A 14,780-nucleotide genomic window follows, 5' to 3' on the forward strand; every position below is an offset into this window, starting at 1 on the left:
GCCTATCAGATAAGGATGGTCATCTCGTCTGACGGTTAAGACAGTGAAACGGATCAGGCACAGGAAGTTGCTCAGTAGACAGGAAGTAAACGGATAGCCAAAACTCATCAGGAAGATGAAAAACAACTCTTTTTGGCAGGGAAAGCTCTAAAAACAAAGGGATCATTGGTGCACCAAATGTGTGCAACACAGTTTCGCCAATTGATGGCACTTAGAAAGCGACAGTCTGACTGTCGCTTTTTTTATATCCGTTGACTTGCTCAGTCGTAACTTGAATTGAGATTACTGCACTTATTTAGCTTTATAGGTTGTAAACAAAGTTTTTTAACAAAAATTGCTGAAAAAATACTCAACAACACTCCAATCCGAGTTCACTTTCTGGTATGTTTCGCATCCCTGTTTGAGGAAGTCAGCATGCATACCTGTCCTTTATGCCAAAATCAGCGCACTCACCATTATTTTGAAGATAAGCGTCGTGAATATCTTCAATGTGAGCAGTGCAGCTTGGTATTCGTAAATCCAGACCAACGTTTGGATGCGGAAAGCGAAAAAGCTCACTATGATTTGCATGAGAACAACCCCGATGATTTGGGTTACCGACGCTTTTTGTCGCGTATTGCTGACCCGATCACAGAGCGAATTTCTCCACAATCAAATGGTATCGACTTTGGTTGTGGTCCTGGCCCAACGCTCTCCTTGATGCTGGAAGAGGCGGGGCACAACATGGCGTTGTACGATCTCTACTACCACCCTGATACGTCGGTTTTAGAAAAAACGTACGACTTCATGACAGCAACAGAGGTGATAGAGCACCTCTACCACCCAGATTTGGTGTGGAAGCAATGGTTGAATTTAGTTAAGCCAGGGGGCTGGATAGGCCTGATGACGAAAATGGTCATCGACGTGGAGGCTTTCAAATCATGGCATTATAAGAATGATCTCACTCACGTAGTGTTCTTTAGTCGTGACACGTTCCAGTTCCTAGCAGAGCGGGATAAGCTCGAACTCGAATTTATTGGTAATGATGTAATTTTACTGAGGAAACCCCAGTAATGAGCCGTAGTAAAAAATCTAGAAAACCGGGTGCCGCTGGTGCACCTGAGTTTGTTGTAACTCGTAACCGTACAGAATCTGATGTGGAAGGCCGCTTACGCAAGCGTGCTAAAAAGCGTAAAGGTCTGAAAACGGGTAACCGTAACTCAGAAGTTAACGAGCAGAAAAAGCAAGCTGCTGCACAAAATCGCGACCCGCGCTTAGGCAGCAAAAAGAAAATACCTCTGATTGTTGAACCTGCGAAGAAAATGACGAAGCAAGAGCGTCGTTTGTCGGCAGAGCAAGAACTAGAGATGCTAGAAAATGACGCGCAATTGAACGTGTTGCTAGACCGTATTGAAGCGGGTGAAAACCTGGGCACAGGTCTACAGAAATTCGTCGATGAGAAACTCGATCGCATTGAGAAGCTAATGGACCAACTAGGTTTGTTGGAACCTGAAGAAGAGGAAGACTTCACTGCACCTGCTGAGAAAAGCACGCGCAACGATGATGACTTGCTGGCAGATTTCGACGACATTAATTTCGACGACTATAAAGGATAATTAAGCTATGAATGTAACCTTATTAGCTATTGCTGGTGTTGTGATTATCATCGCACTCGCTTCTTATGCAGGTTACCTTCTGCTTCAATTGAAAAAGCAAAAGGAATTGCAGCTGAAGCATCAAAAATTGGCGATAGACAAACGTAACGCCAACATTTTTGAGAATGTGCATACCTTGTGTCAGGCGGGCATTCAAGGGCAGTGCGATTTATCTGAAATCAGTATCCGTGTGTATAACATCATGGATTATGTACAAGGTGAAGACCGCGTTGATTTCGATAAAACGTACCCTGCGATTTCTGAGCTTTACCACATAGTGAAAGATATGGCGCGTGGCGAAGAACGCCAACAACTTGCCAAGAAAGAGCGTATGCAACAGAACTTGACGCGTCATAAAGCGGAAAGCCGCCTCACTGATGCGATTATTGAGGAGCTCAAAGTGTTGCAGAAAAACGTCCAGCCACTGAATAATCAAATCAATATTCAGATGATTTAAGCGCGACCCCCAATAGTCTCCTTATGGCTAATGGGGGTATCGTGATCACGCTAGCACTTCTTTAGTTTTATACTTAAAAAGCCAGTCGGCGTTGCCACGCTTGTCATCGTCGTATGGCAAAATAGCGGCTCTGAATATCGGGTGACGGCTTTCGTTGCCCTAGCATTTAACGGAAAGTACCACCATGTCGAATCAACACACTGAATCGAAACAGCAAATCGTCTGGGATCAAGCGGTATTGGATAAGTACAACTATTCCGGGCCTCGTTATACGTCGTACCCAACGGCGCTGGAGTTTCATGAAGCGTTCACCATTTCTGATTATGATATGGCATGTACTCAATACCCAGAACGCCCATTATCGCTGTACGTACACATTCCGTTCTGTCACAAGCTTTGTTACTACTGTGGATGTAATAAAGTCATTACACGCCATTCGCACAAAGCGGATGAATACCTCGACGTGCTTGAACACGAAATTCGTCAACGTGCTGCATTACTTGTTGGTCGCACCGTGACGCAATTGCATTTTGGTGGTGGTACACCGACGTTTCTCTCTGAAAAGCAAATCACGCGTGTAATGAGCCTGCTACGCCAAGAGTTTACTTTTAGTAGCGATGCTGAAATCAGTATCGAGGTTGACCCGCGTGAAATCGAGCTGACCATGCTGGATCATCTGCGTAGTGAAGGCTTCAATCGCTTGAGCATCGGTGTTCAGGACTTCAATAAAGAAGTGCAAAAACTGGTGAATCGTGAGCAAGATGAAGAGTTCATCGTTGCGATGGTTGCGCGCGCAAAAGAGTTAGGCTTTCGTTCGACGAACCTAGATTTGATTTACGGTTTACCGAAGCAGACCAAAGAATCTTTTGCCAAGACTCTAGAACAAGTGCTAGAGATGCAGCCGGGCCGTCTATCCGTGTTTAACTACGCGCACATGCCACAGCTATTTGCAGCGCAGCGTAAGATTAAAAACGAAGATCTGCCAAAGGCAGAAGAGAAGATGGCAATTCTGCAAGACACCATCGCGACACTGACTGGTGCTGGCTACCAATTTATCGGTATGGACCATTTTGCTTTGCCGGACGATGAACTTGCTGTTGCCCAGCGCGAAGGTATTTTGCATCGCAATTTCCAAGGCTACACCACACAAGGTGAATGTGACTTGGTTGGCTTTGGTGTTTCTGCAATCTCGATGATCGGCGATGCGTACGCGCAAAACCAGAAAGAGCTGAAGAAATACTACGCTCAAGTCAACGAACTTCGTCACGCTCTATGGAAAGGGGTCTCTCTGGACTCCGATGATTTGCTCCGTCGTGAAGTGATTAAGCAGCTGATTTGTAACTTCAAGTTAGACAAGAAAGCCATTGAGTCTGAGTTTAAAGTGAAGTTTGATCAGTACTTTAAAGAAGACTTACAGCTACTTCAGACCTTCATCAACGATGAGCTGGTGGAAGTGGATGACAATGAAATTCGTGTGACGCTGCGAGGTCGTTTGTTGATCCGTAATATTTGTATGAGCTTCGATAAGTACCTGCGAGCGAAGGCGCGTCAGCAACAATTCTCTCGTGTTATTTAATCAGAGATACAGATTCAAGATATAAAAAATGCCAGCAGATGCTGGCATTTTTTTATGTTTTCGCTGGATTTAAGCGCGATCTTTTACTTTTTCTCTCAGTTCCGCTTTTTCTGCTTCTGAAAGGAACGCAATCTCAAGGCCATTGATTTGCGCATGGCGAATCTGGTCTTGGCTCAGACCAGCGGCTGGTGCTGCTACTTCGTATTCGTATGGCAGTTCGATGCCTTCAACCGCTGGATCGTCAGTGTTCAGACACGCAAGAACGCCATGCTCTAGGAACTGCTTGAGAGGGTGGTTTTCTAGCGTTTCTACCGTACTTGTTTGGTAGTTTGACGTCAGGCAAGATTCAATACCAATGCGGTTTTCTGCTAGGTAATCCATCAGTTTTGGATCGTGAATCGCTTTTACGCCGTGACCGATACGAGTTGCGCCCAGCTCATTGATTGCTTGCCACATGCTCTCTGCACCTGCTGCTTCACCAGCATGGACCGTTACCCCAAGGCCAGCATCGCGTACTTGCTTGAAGTGAGACACAAAGCGATCACCCGGTTGGCCTAGCTCGTCACCCGCAAGGTCGACGGCAACGATGTGATCTTTCTGGCTCAGAATGCCGTCCAGTTCTTGTTGACATGCGTCAGTGCCAAATGTGCGACTCATGATACCGATCAGGTTGGCTTTCACGCCAAAATCGCGCATACCCGCTTGCACACCGTCCACGACGGCTTCAACAACCCCCTCTACTGGTAGTTTGTGTTTCATCGCCATGTAGTAAGGAGAGAAACGCAGCTCTGCGTAATCGATTTGTGCGTTTAGCGCGTCTTCTACGTTTTCGTACGCGACACGACGACATGCATCTAGATCGCCCAGTACAGCAACACCCCAGTCGAGCTTAGAAAGGAAAGCAACAAGAGAGGGTTCCGCTTCGACAATTTGAACGTGAGGAGTGAGAGACTCAATATCGTACGCTGGTAGGGCAATGCCAAACTTTTGGCCTAGCTCAAGAATCGTTTTAGTACGAATGTTACCGTCGAGGTGACGGTGCAAATCAGTAAGAGGAAGGTTCTTCGTTATCATTTTGTCGATCCGGATAGTTATGAACTGGAACAGGGCCCAAACATCATCTGTGACAATACATGGGTAAGATTTGCAGTTAAGTATAAATAACAGTTGGGTAGATTGTCAGTAGAGGATGACTAGGAAATCAACGATTCTCGCTCTTTTCTACTTCATGTTCACCAAATGTGTTGGCCATTCTTCTAGTGGCATAGGGCGGCTGTAATAGAAGCCTTGCACCTGATTACAGCCTAAAGAGCGCAGTAATTGTGCTTGATTGCTATCCTCGACACCTTCCGCGACGACATTAGTTTTGAGACCTGCTGTGATATTGATGACGGCAGCGACGACTGAACTGTTTAAGTTTTCTTGTGTGAGTTGATTGATGAAGGTGCGATCAATCTTCAAGCAGGTAAACGGCAGAGAGTGGAGGTAACCCAGTGATGAGTAGCCGGTGCCAAAGTCATCTATCGCGATACCAATACCCATTTCACGCAGTTTAGTCATATTTTCTAGTGTGGTCGGTGCGCTATCAATGATACGTGATTCTGTGATCTCTAGTGTGAGGTTACTTGCTGGTAATTTCGTGATATCCAATACGCTTGTCACCGTATCAACAAAACTTGGGCAGGATAGTTGATTAACAGAGATATTCACATGCAGTTGGAAGTCCGACGGCCACTGTTTGCTTTCGATCGCTTGGTAAGTGTCGCGACAAGCTTGTAACAGAATCTGTTGGCCGATGGCTTTGATCATGCCGCTTTCTTCCGCGATTGGGATAAAATCTAATGGTGACACCATACCTGAGTCGCTATGCCAGCGCGCAAGTGCTTCGGCGCCACACACTGTGCCACTGACGAGATCCACAATCGGTTGGTAATGAGGAATAAACTCTCGGTTTTCAATGCCAGTTTGGATCTTGGTCAGCATTTGCGTACGAAACTTTGAAGCGCTCGCTAGTTCTGGGCTGTAGTGACAAACACCAGTCAGTGAGTCTTGTTTAGCGTAACTTAATGCGATGCTGGCGTTGCGTAACCATAAAGGCATGGTTTCGTTTGGCTGGGTTTGTACAATACCAAGTGAAATCTTCATCACTACATTCTCGCCTTCCACCATAAATGGGGTGGAAAAGAGTTGCTGTAATCGACGCTCGGTTTGTTTAATTTTGGTTTCAGTGTCGACATTTGAGAGAAACACCGCGAACTCATCACCACCAATCCGAGCCAATAATGCGTTGTCACGAAACTGCTGTTTTAGCCTTTCAGCGATGCTGACCAACAACTGGTCGCCGTTGTGATGACCCACACTGTCGTTGATATCTCTAAATTTGTTGATACCAAGTAAAAATAAACTGCCGTGACAAAGATGAGACTGATTTTCACAGATTTCGACCAAACCCTGACGGCTATATAAGCGTGTTAGAGAGTCATAAACTAACTGTTCACGCAATGCTTTGAATGAAGCTCTTAGATTGTTCGCCATTTCATTAAAAGCATGAACCAGTACGGTTGTCTCATACACATAACCAGGCTTTGGCATGCCGCTATCCCAATCCCCATTTGCCAGGTGCTGAGCGGCGGCGGCCGTCGCGTTAATTGGTCTGGTAACTCGGTTGAAAATGATCCAACTGATGGCGATCCCAAATAGGCTTACAATAATGCCAACGAGCCAACTCTCTTGCTGGCTTTTCGGTAACAGGCCGAGAAGCTCGGACTCCGAAATGGAGGTGCCAATAAACCATGTTAAGCCATCTTGGTCTCGATACGGGGTTAGCCGACTGAAAATACGTTGGCCATCATGTTCAAATGAAAAAGTATAAGGTTGCTTGGTGTTGTTGAGATCGAAAGACCGGACGCGGCTCGCACTGATTTTGATGATCGGGTCTGCGTTTTCAGCGGCAAGCAAACGCTGCCCTTTATCCGAAAATTTTGTGCCCCATGAGATGACGCTTCCCGGGCCTGAGTGAGCGATTAAACGATGATCTGGGTCCATGATGTAGACCGACGCTTTAGTGTTGTATTTTAACTCGCGCAGGAACTCGTTGAATGTATTGATACGAATGTCTGTCACCAAAACACCAGCAAATTGGTCGTGTTTGTACACCGGCGTCATGGCTGATAGCGTAATATCCTGGCGTTCATCAGCGTTGGTATAAATTTCAGACCAAGTGGCGTCTTGGCTATCTGCAACGGGCTTATACCATGGGCGAGTGCGAGGATCGTATTGGGAGATAACCGTTCGAATGTTGTTACTCACATGGTTGGTTCCATAAATAACCAGATCACCATCGGTGTGGCGATCTTGCACCATTAAGGTGTAATCGTCGGAAAGCTCGCGGCGAAAGCCTGCAAAGTCGCCGTTTTCTGAACCAAATGCGATTACATCCAACTGCGGTATCGATTGGTAAAGATTTTTGAATGCACTCAGCAGGTAGTTTTGAATGTCTGAGGTATCGTGAGGGCGATAAAGGTTGTGATAGCTGACGTTGTGCGCGAGAGCCATAACCGCAGTAAAAGGCTTACGTAGATAGCTATTGAGGTGGTCGTGGACGCTTTCGGTTAACACGGAAAGTTGCTTGTCACTGATATCCGTGACCACTTCTTCGTAACTTTGTTTTTGGACGTAGACAATGACACCGATCGCCAGTAAGAAGATCATGACAAATGGAATCAGAACAGCAGTACGCAGTGTAATTTGAGTCGTAGCAGTAGACATCGCCTAATCACATAGATGGTGGTGCGCCACAATTGTACTGATGTTTTTATTAATATCGAGTGACAAACGACGCTCGTTGTTAACGCACCACGTAAGTGATTGTCAGTACAATTCTTTTAATTTTCTGGTGAGTGTATTTCGCCCCCAGCCTAATACTTTAGCGGCATCTTGCTTATGACCTTTAGTGTGCTCTAAGGCTGCTTCTAATAAAATGCGTTCAAATTCTGGTAAAGCGTAAGAAAGTAGTTCTTTATCTCCTGCTGCGAGTGAATGCCGTGCCCAATCCGCCAATTGTTCTTGCCAACTACCATGTGCAGAGTCTGAAATGGATTTTTTCTCTTCGAGTAGTTCGCTTGGCAAGTCATTTGGTAACACCTCGCTACCACTGGCCATAACGGTTAACCAACGGCAAATATTCTCTAATTGACGCACGTTGCCAGGCCAATCAAGGCGGTTAAGAATCTCTACAGTCGACGGGTGGAGAGTTTTTGTTTCCACACCAAGCTCATCAGCTGCACGGATAAGAAAATGCTGTGTAAGCTTTTCAATGTCTTGCTTACGCTCACGCAGTGCCGGGATCTGCACGCGAATCACGTTTAAGCGATGAAAGAGGTCCTCACGGAAGTCACCTTCGTGCACCAGCTTTTCTAAGTTCTGGTGTGTTGCCGCGACAATTCGTACATCGACACTGATCGGAGAGTGACCGCCCACTCGATAAAACTGCCCGTCAGCTAGAACGCGTAGCAAACGAGTTTGAATGTCCAATGGCATGTCGCCGATTTCGTCTAAAAATAGAGTGCCGCCATTGGCTTGTTCGAATCGTCCTTGACGAACATTGTTTGCCCCCGTAAACGCGCCTTTTTCGTGGCCAAACAGTTCTGATTCAATCAAGTCTTTGGGAATCGCCGCCATATTGAGCGCAATGAAAGGTTTGTTAGCACGTGGACTGTGACGGTGCAGTGCATGAGCAACGAGTTCTTTACCCGTGCCCGATTCACCGTTAATCAAGACTGAAATAGAGGAGCGAGAAAGACGACCAATGGCGCGAAACACCTCTTGCATCGCTGGTGCTTCACCGATAATTTCAGGCGTTTCTGCTGGAATGTCTTCTGGAGAGAGCTGCTCGCGTTTGTTTTCGTGGCTGTGTGCAATGGCTCGTTCAACCAGAGTTAAAGTTTCATCAATATCAAAAGGTTTTGGTAAATATTCAAAAGCACCTTTTTGGTACGCATTCACTGCCGCATCTAAATCTGAATGCGCGGTCATGATAATCACGGGAAGGTCTGGGTAATCGCGCTGTACTTGTTTTAGTAGCTCCAACCCATCAATGCCTGGCATGCGAATGTCTGATACTAGAACATCCGGCACTTCGCGTTCGAGCGCCATTAACACGCTTTCTCCATCGGCATAGGTTTCACATTTGATGTTGGCAGAGGAGAGCGTTTTCTCCATTACCCAGCGAATTGAACTGTCGTCATCAACGACCCAAACATATCCTTTACTCATGTAGTAATCCTTGCAGCAAACCGAAAAACTGACGCGACTTGAAGTCCATTAGCGCAATCAGATCGGCAGATAAATAGTAAATGTTGTGTGACCAGGCCAGCTTTCTACGTCTATTTTTCCATTGTGCTGGTCGATCAAATTTTGCGAAATAGATAGCCCTAATCCTGTTCCTCCCTCGCGGCCACTGACCATGGGATAGAACAGCGTGTCTTGTAGTTCCGGTGGAATACCTGGGCCGTTGTCTGTGATTTCGACACGAGCAGCGAGTTTACAGCGTTTGCCGTGAATATTGGCTTGATGCACCGTTCTGGTGCGAATGGTTATTTTCCCGTGTTCTTGATGGCTAAGAATTTGTGCGGCGTTGCTGACGATATTAAGCATTGCCTGTTCGATTTGGTCTGTATCCATCAAAATCTCTGGCAAGCTTGGGTCATAATCTCGTTCAATGATGATTGAGCGTTGTGACTCTAATTCAACCAGTTGGCGAACCTTTTCAAGAATTTGGTGCAGATTTTCTTGTGTCTTCTTACCTGGCTTCTGCGGTCCTAGTAATCGATCCACGAGCGCCCTTAAACGGTCGGCTTGCTCAATGATGATGTGTGTATATTCGGTGAGAGAGGGCTCTGGCAGCATTTTTTCTAACAATTGCGCCGCACCGCGTAAGCCGCCAAGCGGATTTTTGATCTCATGTGCAAGCCCTCGGACTAACAGCTTCGCCGCTTGTTGTTGGGCGTGTTGGTTCAGTTCTTGAGAGAGTCGGCGCTGCTGATCAATTTTGCGCATCTCGACCAGAAGCATCAACTGCTTTTGCCAAGTGATAGGGCTAACCGTCACCTCTAGCATTAAAGGGCGGCCATCAACAACGAAAGTGACGTCACTGTCGGTGATGCTTTGGCCACTTTGCAACGGTTGAGTGAGCAGCGCGAGATCCAGCGACGCATGCTGAATCAATTGAGAAAGCGATTGTTCAATAATTCGTTTGGCGCTTTGAGAAAACAGCAATTCGGCAGCCGGATTGGCATAACGGATGGCCAATCCATCATCAAGAATCAGCGTTGCTGTCACCATATTGTTGAGAATGGCACTAGGAAGACTGGTATCCACATTACGTCCTTGTTTTGCTTTAAGATTGTGCGATGCACAATAATGGTGCAATTGAACGTTAAGTATGGCGAATAAATCTTAGAAGAAAAAGTGAAAAGCATCGCTGTGATGTGATTTTTTTCACCAGATATTCTATTTTGCCCCTTTTACGGTCGGCTTAACACTTGCTCTATGTAAATGCACCGTTATAGGGCTAGTAGATGCAATAAGCTTGCCGCTTCTTTTCGCGTGCACAGCAAGTGTGTGAGTGCCTCGGTCAATATTGTTTAACTGCCACACTATATGGTTTTGTGGTGCACCATAAGGTTTTCCATCGAGTAACAATTGCAATTGCTCACCGATACCAAGCTTGCGATTGGTTTCTAATTGAATATTGATGATGCCTCGATTGCTGCGGATGGTCTCGTTGTGCTTGGGAGTCAGCATCGAGAGTTGTAATGGGAGAGGCTTCTCGGTTGTTTTATCTGGCTTGTTTTGTGATGCAGTAGATGGCGTAGTCTGAGGTGCGAGCGATTCAGTACTTTCTACCTCAGGAGCTGGTGCGCTGGCTTCAAGGTTTGGCAGTGCGATCGCTTTTGCTCCTTTGTTTGGCGTATCACTAAAGTGAACCACGCCATTTTCATCTACCCACGTATACGCGACCTGCGCGAAGGCGATAGAGGCGATTAACAATCCGCTGAGTGCACACAGTGATGGAATAAGCTGAACTTTCATTGCTCACCTTCTCTTGTTCGATGATTTCACGTTTCAATGGCTTAGCTCTTTGACCTGTAAGGAAAAATTCTAAGTGTATTTTTATTATCCTCTCATGTTAAACGTCGAAGCTTGACTGGCGAATACAAAAAAGGCCCGCCTGCGAGGCGAGCCTAATATTTTATTGCTGTGTTTACATTTTACACAGTGTCGATCTTACACAGAGTAGTAAAGTTCGAACTCAACAGGGTGAGTTGTCATGTTCACACGCTCTACGTCCTGAGACTTAAGGTCGATGTATGAATCGATGAAGTCGTCAGAGAATACGCCGCCCGCTGTTAAGAACTCACGATCAGCATCTAGCTCTGCTAGCGCGTCTTTTAGTGAGTATGCAACAGTTGGGATTTCTGCTGCTTCTTCAGCTGGAAGATCGTAAAGGTCTTTATCCATCGCTTCGCCTGGGTGGATCTTATTCTTGATACCGTCAAGACCAGCCATAAGCATTGCTGCGAAACATAGGTATGGGTTCGCCGCTGGGTCACCGAAACGAACTTCGATACGACGTGCTTTCGGGCTTGGTACCACTGGGATACGGATTGAAGCAGAGCGGTTACGCGCTGAGTAAGCTAGCATTACTGGTGCTTCGAAGCCTGGTACAAGACGTTTGTACGAGTTTGTTGATGGGTTAGCGAATGCGTTGATTGCACGAGCGTGTTTGATGATACCACCGATGTAGTAAAGCGCCATTTCAGATAGACCGCCGTACTTGTCACCAGCAAATAGGTTTACGCCATCTTTTGCTAGAGACTGGTGAACGTGCATACCGCTGCCGTTGTCGCCAACAAGTGGTTTAGGCATAAACGTCGCTGTTTTACCAAACGCGTGAGCAACGTTGTGTACAACGTACTTGTAGATTTGGATTTCGTCAGCTTTGGTTGTTAGCGTGTTGAAACGAGTTGCGATTTCGTTTTGACCCGCCGTTGCCACTTCGTGGTGGTGTGCTTCAACAACAAGACCCATTTCTTCCATTACTAGACACATAGCAGAACGGATGTCTTGAGATGAATCTACTGGAGCTACTGGGAAGTAACCACCTTTAACGCCTGGACGGTGACCTTTGTTACCTTCTTCGTAGTCAGAACCTGTGTTCCATGCCGCTTCTACGTCGTCGATTTTGAAGAAAGAGCCTGACATGTCTGTAGAGAACTTCACGTCATCAAATAGGAAGAATTCTGGCTCAGGACCGATAAGTACAGTATCTGCAACACCAGTAGAACGCATGAAGTCTTCAGCGCGTTTTGCGATAGAGCGTGGGTCACGGTCATAGCCTTGCATTGTTGCAGGCTCTAAGATGTCACAACGGATATTTAGTGTTGCGTCTTCCGTGAATGGGTCAAGCACAGCAGAAGATGCGTCAGGCATCATTACCATGTCTGATTCGTTGATACCTTTCCAGCCAGCAACTGATGAACCATCGAACATTTTACCTTCTTCGAAGAAGTCTGCGTCGATTTGGTGAGCAGGGATCGAAATGTGCTGCTCTTTACCTTTTGTATCAGTGAAGCGTAGGTCAACAAACTTAACTTCGTTTTCTTGGATCAGCGATAGAACGTTTTCTACTGACATCTTGGATAACCTCCAGTGTTAATAAGCGGTAAAAGCTCGATTTATGAATTATTCATGAAACCTGGCATTGATTAATCAATTTGACTTTTCATTAATCGATGCTGTTTTAACTAAAGCCAAAACCGTGCCAAAAAAAATATTCCATTAATTTCAAGCAATTGTGTTTTTGAATGCTAGTTTGGTGCACTTGCTTGCACCAAAATGATCTTTGCTTGCACTATTATGGTGCCAAAAATCATTGTTGCACCATAATGTGACAGGTACATTGCGTATTCAGCCCAGTTTTTGAGCAAGAGTCAATTTGAATTATGCATCGATTAGAATAAAGTTGCGTTTAATCAATTCGTTCTGAGGAAGAAAATGGGCATTAAGCGTAAAAATCGCAGAAATGCTCGGGAGTAGATCACATATTTCTAGGCTTTTTGCTAAAATCTGGTACATTATGGCCGTTTTTTTAATCAGCAAATGTCGCCAGAGAGCACCCGTTCTCAGCGTGGGGGCATTTCATCTATCTAAGTGAATCAATATCCATGGCTACTCCACAGATTGATAAATTAAGAAATATCGCGATCATCGCGCACGTTGACCACGGTAAAACCACGTTGGTTGACAAGCTGCTACAACAATCAGGCACGCTTGAGTCTCGCGGTGAAGCTGAAGAGCGAGTCATGGACTCGAACGACATCGAGAAAGAGCGCGGTATTACCATTCTTGCTAAAAACACAGCAATCGACTGGAACGATTACCGTATCAACATCGTAGATACTCCGGGACACGCGGACTTCGGTGGTGAAGTTGAGCGTATCATGTCGATGGTAGACTCTGTACTACTTATCGTTGACGCTGTTGATGGTCCAATGCCTCAAACGCGTTTCGTAACACAAAAAGCGTTTGCTCACGGTCTAAAACCAATCGTTGTAATCAACAAGATTGACCGCCCTGGCGCACGTCCTGATTGGGTTATGGACCAAGTGTTCGACCTGTTCGACAACCTAGGTGCAACTGATGACCAGCTAGACTTTAAAGTAGTTTACGCATCAGCACTTAACGGTTGGGCTTCTCTAGAAGAAGGCGAAACTGGCGAGAACATGGAACCACTATTCCAAACTATCGTTGATGTTGTTGACGCGCCAAATGTTGACCTTGATGGTCCACTACAGATGCAAGTTTCTCAGCTAGACTACAGCTCTTACGTTGGTGTTATCGGCGTGGCTCGCGTAACTCGTGGTAGCGTTAAACCAAACCAGCAGGTAACCATTATTGGTGCTGACGGTAAAACTCGCAACGGTAAAGTGGGTACAGTAATGGGCTACCTTGGCCTAGAGCGTCACGAAGTGGAACAAGCTAACGCGGGTGATATCATCGCAATCACTGGTCTTGGCGAGCTGAAAATTTCTGACACTATCTGTGCACAAAACGCAGTAGAAGCATTACCACCATTGTCTGTTGATGAACCAACAGTAACGATGACATTCCAAGTAAACACGTCTCCATTCGCGGGTAAAGAAGGTAAGTTCGTAACGTCACGTAACATCCTTGAGCGTCTTGAGAAGGAACTGGTACACAACGTTGCACTACGCGTTGAGCAAACAGACGATCCAGATAAATTCCGCGTATCAGGTCGTGGTGAACTTCACCTTTCTATCCTGATCGAAAACATGCGTCGTGAAGGCTTCGAGCTTGCGGTATCTCGTCCAGAAGTAATCATCAAAGAAGAAGATGGTCAGTTGATGGAACCGTTCGAAACGGTAACTATCGACGTAATGGAAGAGCACCAAGGCGGCATCATGGAGAACATCGGCCTACGTAAAGGTGAGCTGAAAGACATGTCTCCAGACGGTAAAGGTCGTGTGCGTATGGACTTCGTTATGCCATCACGTGGTCTGATCGGTTTCCAAACGGAATTCATGACACTGACTTCAGGTTCAGGTCTTCTTTACCATACGTTTGATCACTACGGCCCTCACAAAGGCGGTAACATCGGTCAACGTGTAAACGGTGTACTAATCGCGAACGCGATGGGTAAAGCGCTAACTAACGCACTGTTCAACCTTCAAGAGCGTGGTCGTCTATTTATCGGTCACGGTGTTGAAGTTTACGAAGGTATGGTTATCGGTATTCACAGCCGTGACAACGACCTAACGGTAAACGCACTGAAAGGTAAGCAGCTAACCAACGTTCGTGCATCTGGTACCGATGACGCACAGGTTCTTACTCCGCCTATCAAGATGACTCTTGAGCAAGCACTAGAATTCATCGATGACGACGAGCTAGTAGAAGTAACGCCTGAAAGCATCCGTATCCGTAAGAAGTTCCTAACGGAAAGCGACCGTAAGCGTGCTTCTCGTGGCGCGAAATAATTTTCGTTAAGCGATTCAATTAAGAAGAAGCCTCGAGTTATGCTCGGGGCTTTTTG

General features: G+C 46.1%; 11 protein-coding genes. 5 read left to right on the forward strand and 6 right to left on the reverse strand.

Going from position 1 to position 14,780, the window contains the following annotated elements; genetic code table 11:
* The first annotated feature begins 414 nt into the window (after positions 1–414).
* From R7P74_RS12595 to hemN, 4 genes are all read left to right on the forward strand, one after another.
* Positions 415–1,053 (forward strand): class I SAM-dependent methyltransferase, encoded by a 639-nt coding sequence (locus tag R7P74_RS12595; RefSeq protein ID WP_005379250.1) that lies wholly within the window; start codon positions 415–417, stop codon positions 1,051–1,053.
* Positions 1,053–1,595: a Der GTPase-activating protein YihI gene (yihI, locus tag R7P74_RS12600; RefSeq protein WP_005379252.1), complete on the forward strand. Its 543-nt coding sequence runs from the start codon at positions 1,053–1,055 to the stop codon at positions 1,593–1,595. The genes R7P74_RS12595 and yihI overlap by 1 nt, the downstream gene beginning before the upstream one ends.
* A 7-nt stretch (positions 1,596–1,602) precedes the next feature.
* Positions 1,603–2,091 carry a DUF2489 domain-containing protein gene (locus tag R7P74_RS12605; RefSeq protein WP_005379254.1) on the forward strand — a complete coding sequence of 163 codons (489 nt, stop codon included), beginning with the start codon at positions 1,603–1,605 and terminating at the stop codon, positions 2,089–2,091.
* Between the two features lie 184 nt (positions 2,092–2,275).
* Positions 2,276–3,667: an oxygen-independent coproporphyrinogen III oxidase gene (gene hemN / locus R7P74_RS12610; protein ID WP_318122882.1), complete on the forward strand. Its 1,392-nt coding sequence runs from the start codon at positions 2,276–2,278 to the stop codon at positions 3,665–3,667.
* A 69-nt stretch (positions 3,668–3,736) separates the two neighbouring features.
* Here hemN and add read toward each other — a convergent pair whose 3' ends face one another.
* The 6 genes from add to glnA all read right to left on the reverse strand — a co-directional run bounded on the left by add (position 3,737) and on the right by glnA (position 12,364).
* Positions 3,737–4,741 (reverse strand): adenosine deaminase, encoded by a 1,005-nt coding sequence (gene add, locus R7P74_RS12615; protein WP_017635015.1) that lies wholly within the window; start codon positions 4,739–4,741, stop codon positions 3,737–3,739.
* Between the two features lie 147 nt (positions 4,742–4,888).
* Entirely contained in the window at positions 4,889–7,435 is a 2,547-nt protein-coding gene (locus R7P74_RS12620; protein WP_318122883.1) for a bifunctional diguanylate cyclase/phosphodiesterase, read from the reverse strand.
* Positions 7,436–7,537: 102 nt separating this feature from the next.
* Positions 7,538–8,941: a nitrogen regulation protein NR(I) gene (gene glnG / locus R7P74_RS12625; RefSeq protein ID WP_005379267.1), complete on the reverse strand. Its 1,404-nt coding sequence runs from the start codon at positions 8,939–8,941 to the stop codon at positions 7,538–7,540.
* 57 nt (positions 8,942–8,998) lie between these two features.
* Positions 8,999–10,045, reverse strand: coding sequence for a nitrogen regulation protein NR(II) (glnL, locus tag R7P74_RS12630; RefSeq protein ID WP_017821940.1), 1,047 nt, complete (start codon positions 10,043–10,045; stop codon positions 8,999–9,001).
* Between the two features lie 132 nt (positions 10,046–10,177).
* A complete protein-coding gene (locus tag R7P74_RS12635) occupies positions 10,178–10,759 on the reverse strand; it encodes a DUF4124 domain-containing protein (RefSeq protein WP_130544867.1) in 582 nt (193 codons plus the stop codon).
* A gap of 195 nt (positions 10,760–10,954) precedes the next feature.
* On the reverse strand, positions 10,955–12,364 hold the full coding sequence (gene glnA / locus R7P74_RS12640; protein ID WP_005379275.1) for a glutamate--ammonia ligase: 1,410 nt from the start codon (positions 12,362–12,364) through the stop codon (positions 10,955–10,957).
* Positions 12,365–12,894: 530 nt separating this feature from the next.
* Between glnA and typA the strand changes: the two genes are divergently transcribed.
* Positions 12,895–14,724, forward strand: a complete 1,830-nt coding sequence (gene typA, locus R7P74_RS12645) for a translational GTPase TypA (protein ID WP_005379276.1) — start codon at positions 12,895–12,897, stop codon at positions 14,722–14,724.
* The last annotated feature ends 56 nt before the right edge of the window (positions 14,725–14,780 follow it).

The sequence above is a fragment of the Vibrio sp. 2033 genome (assembly GCF_033339735.1).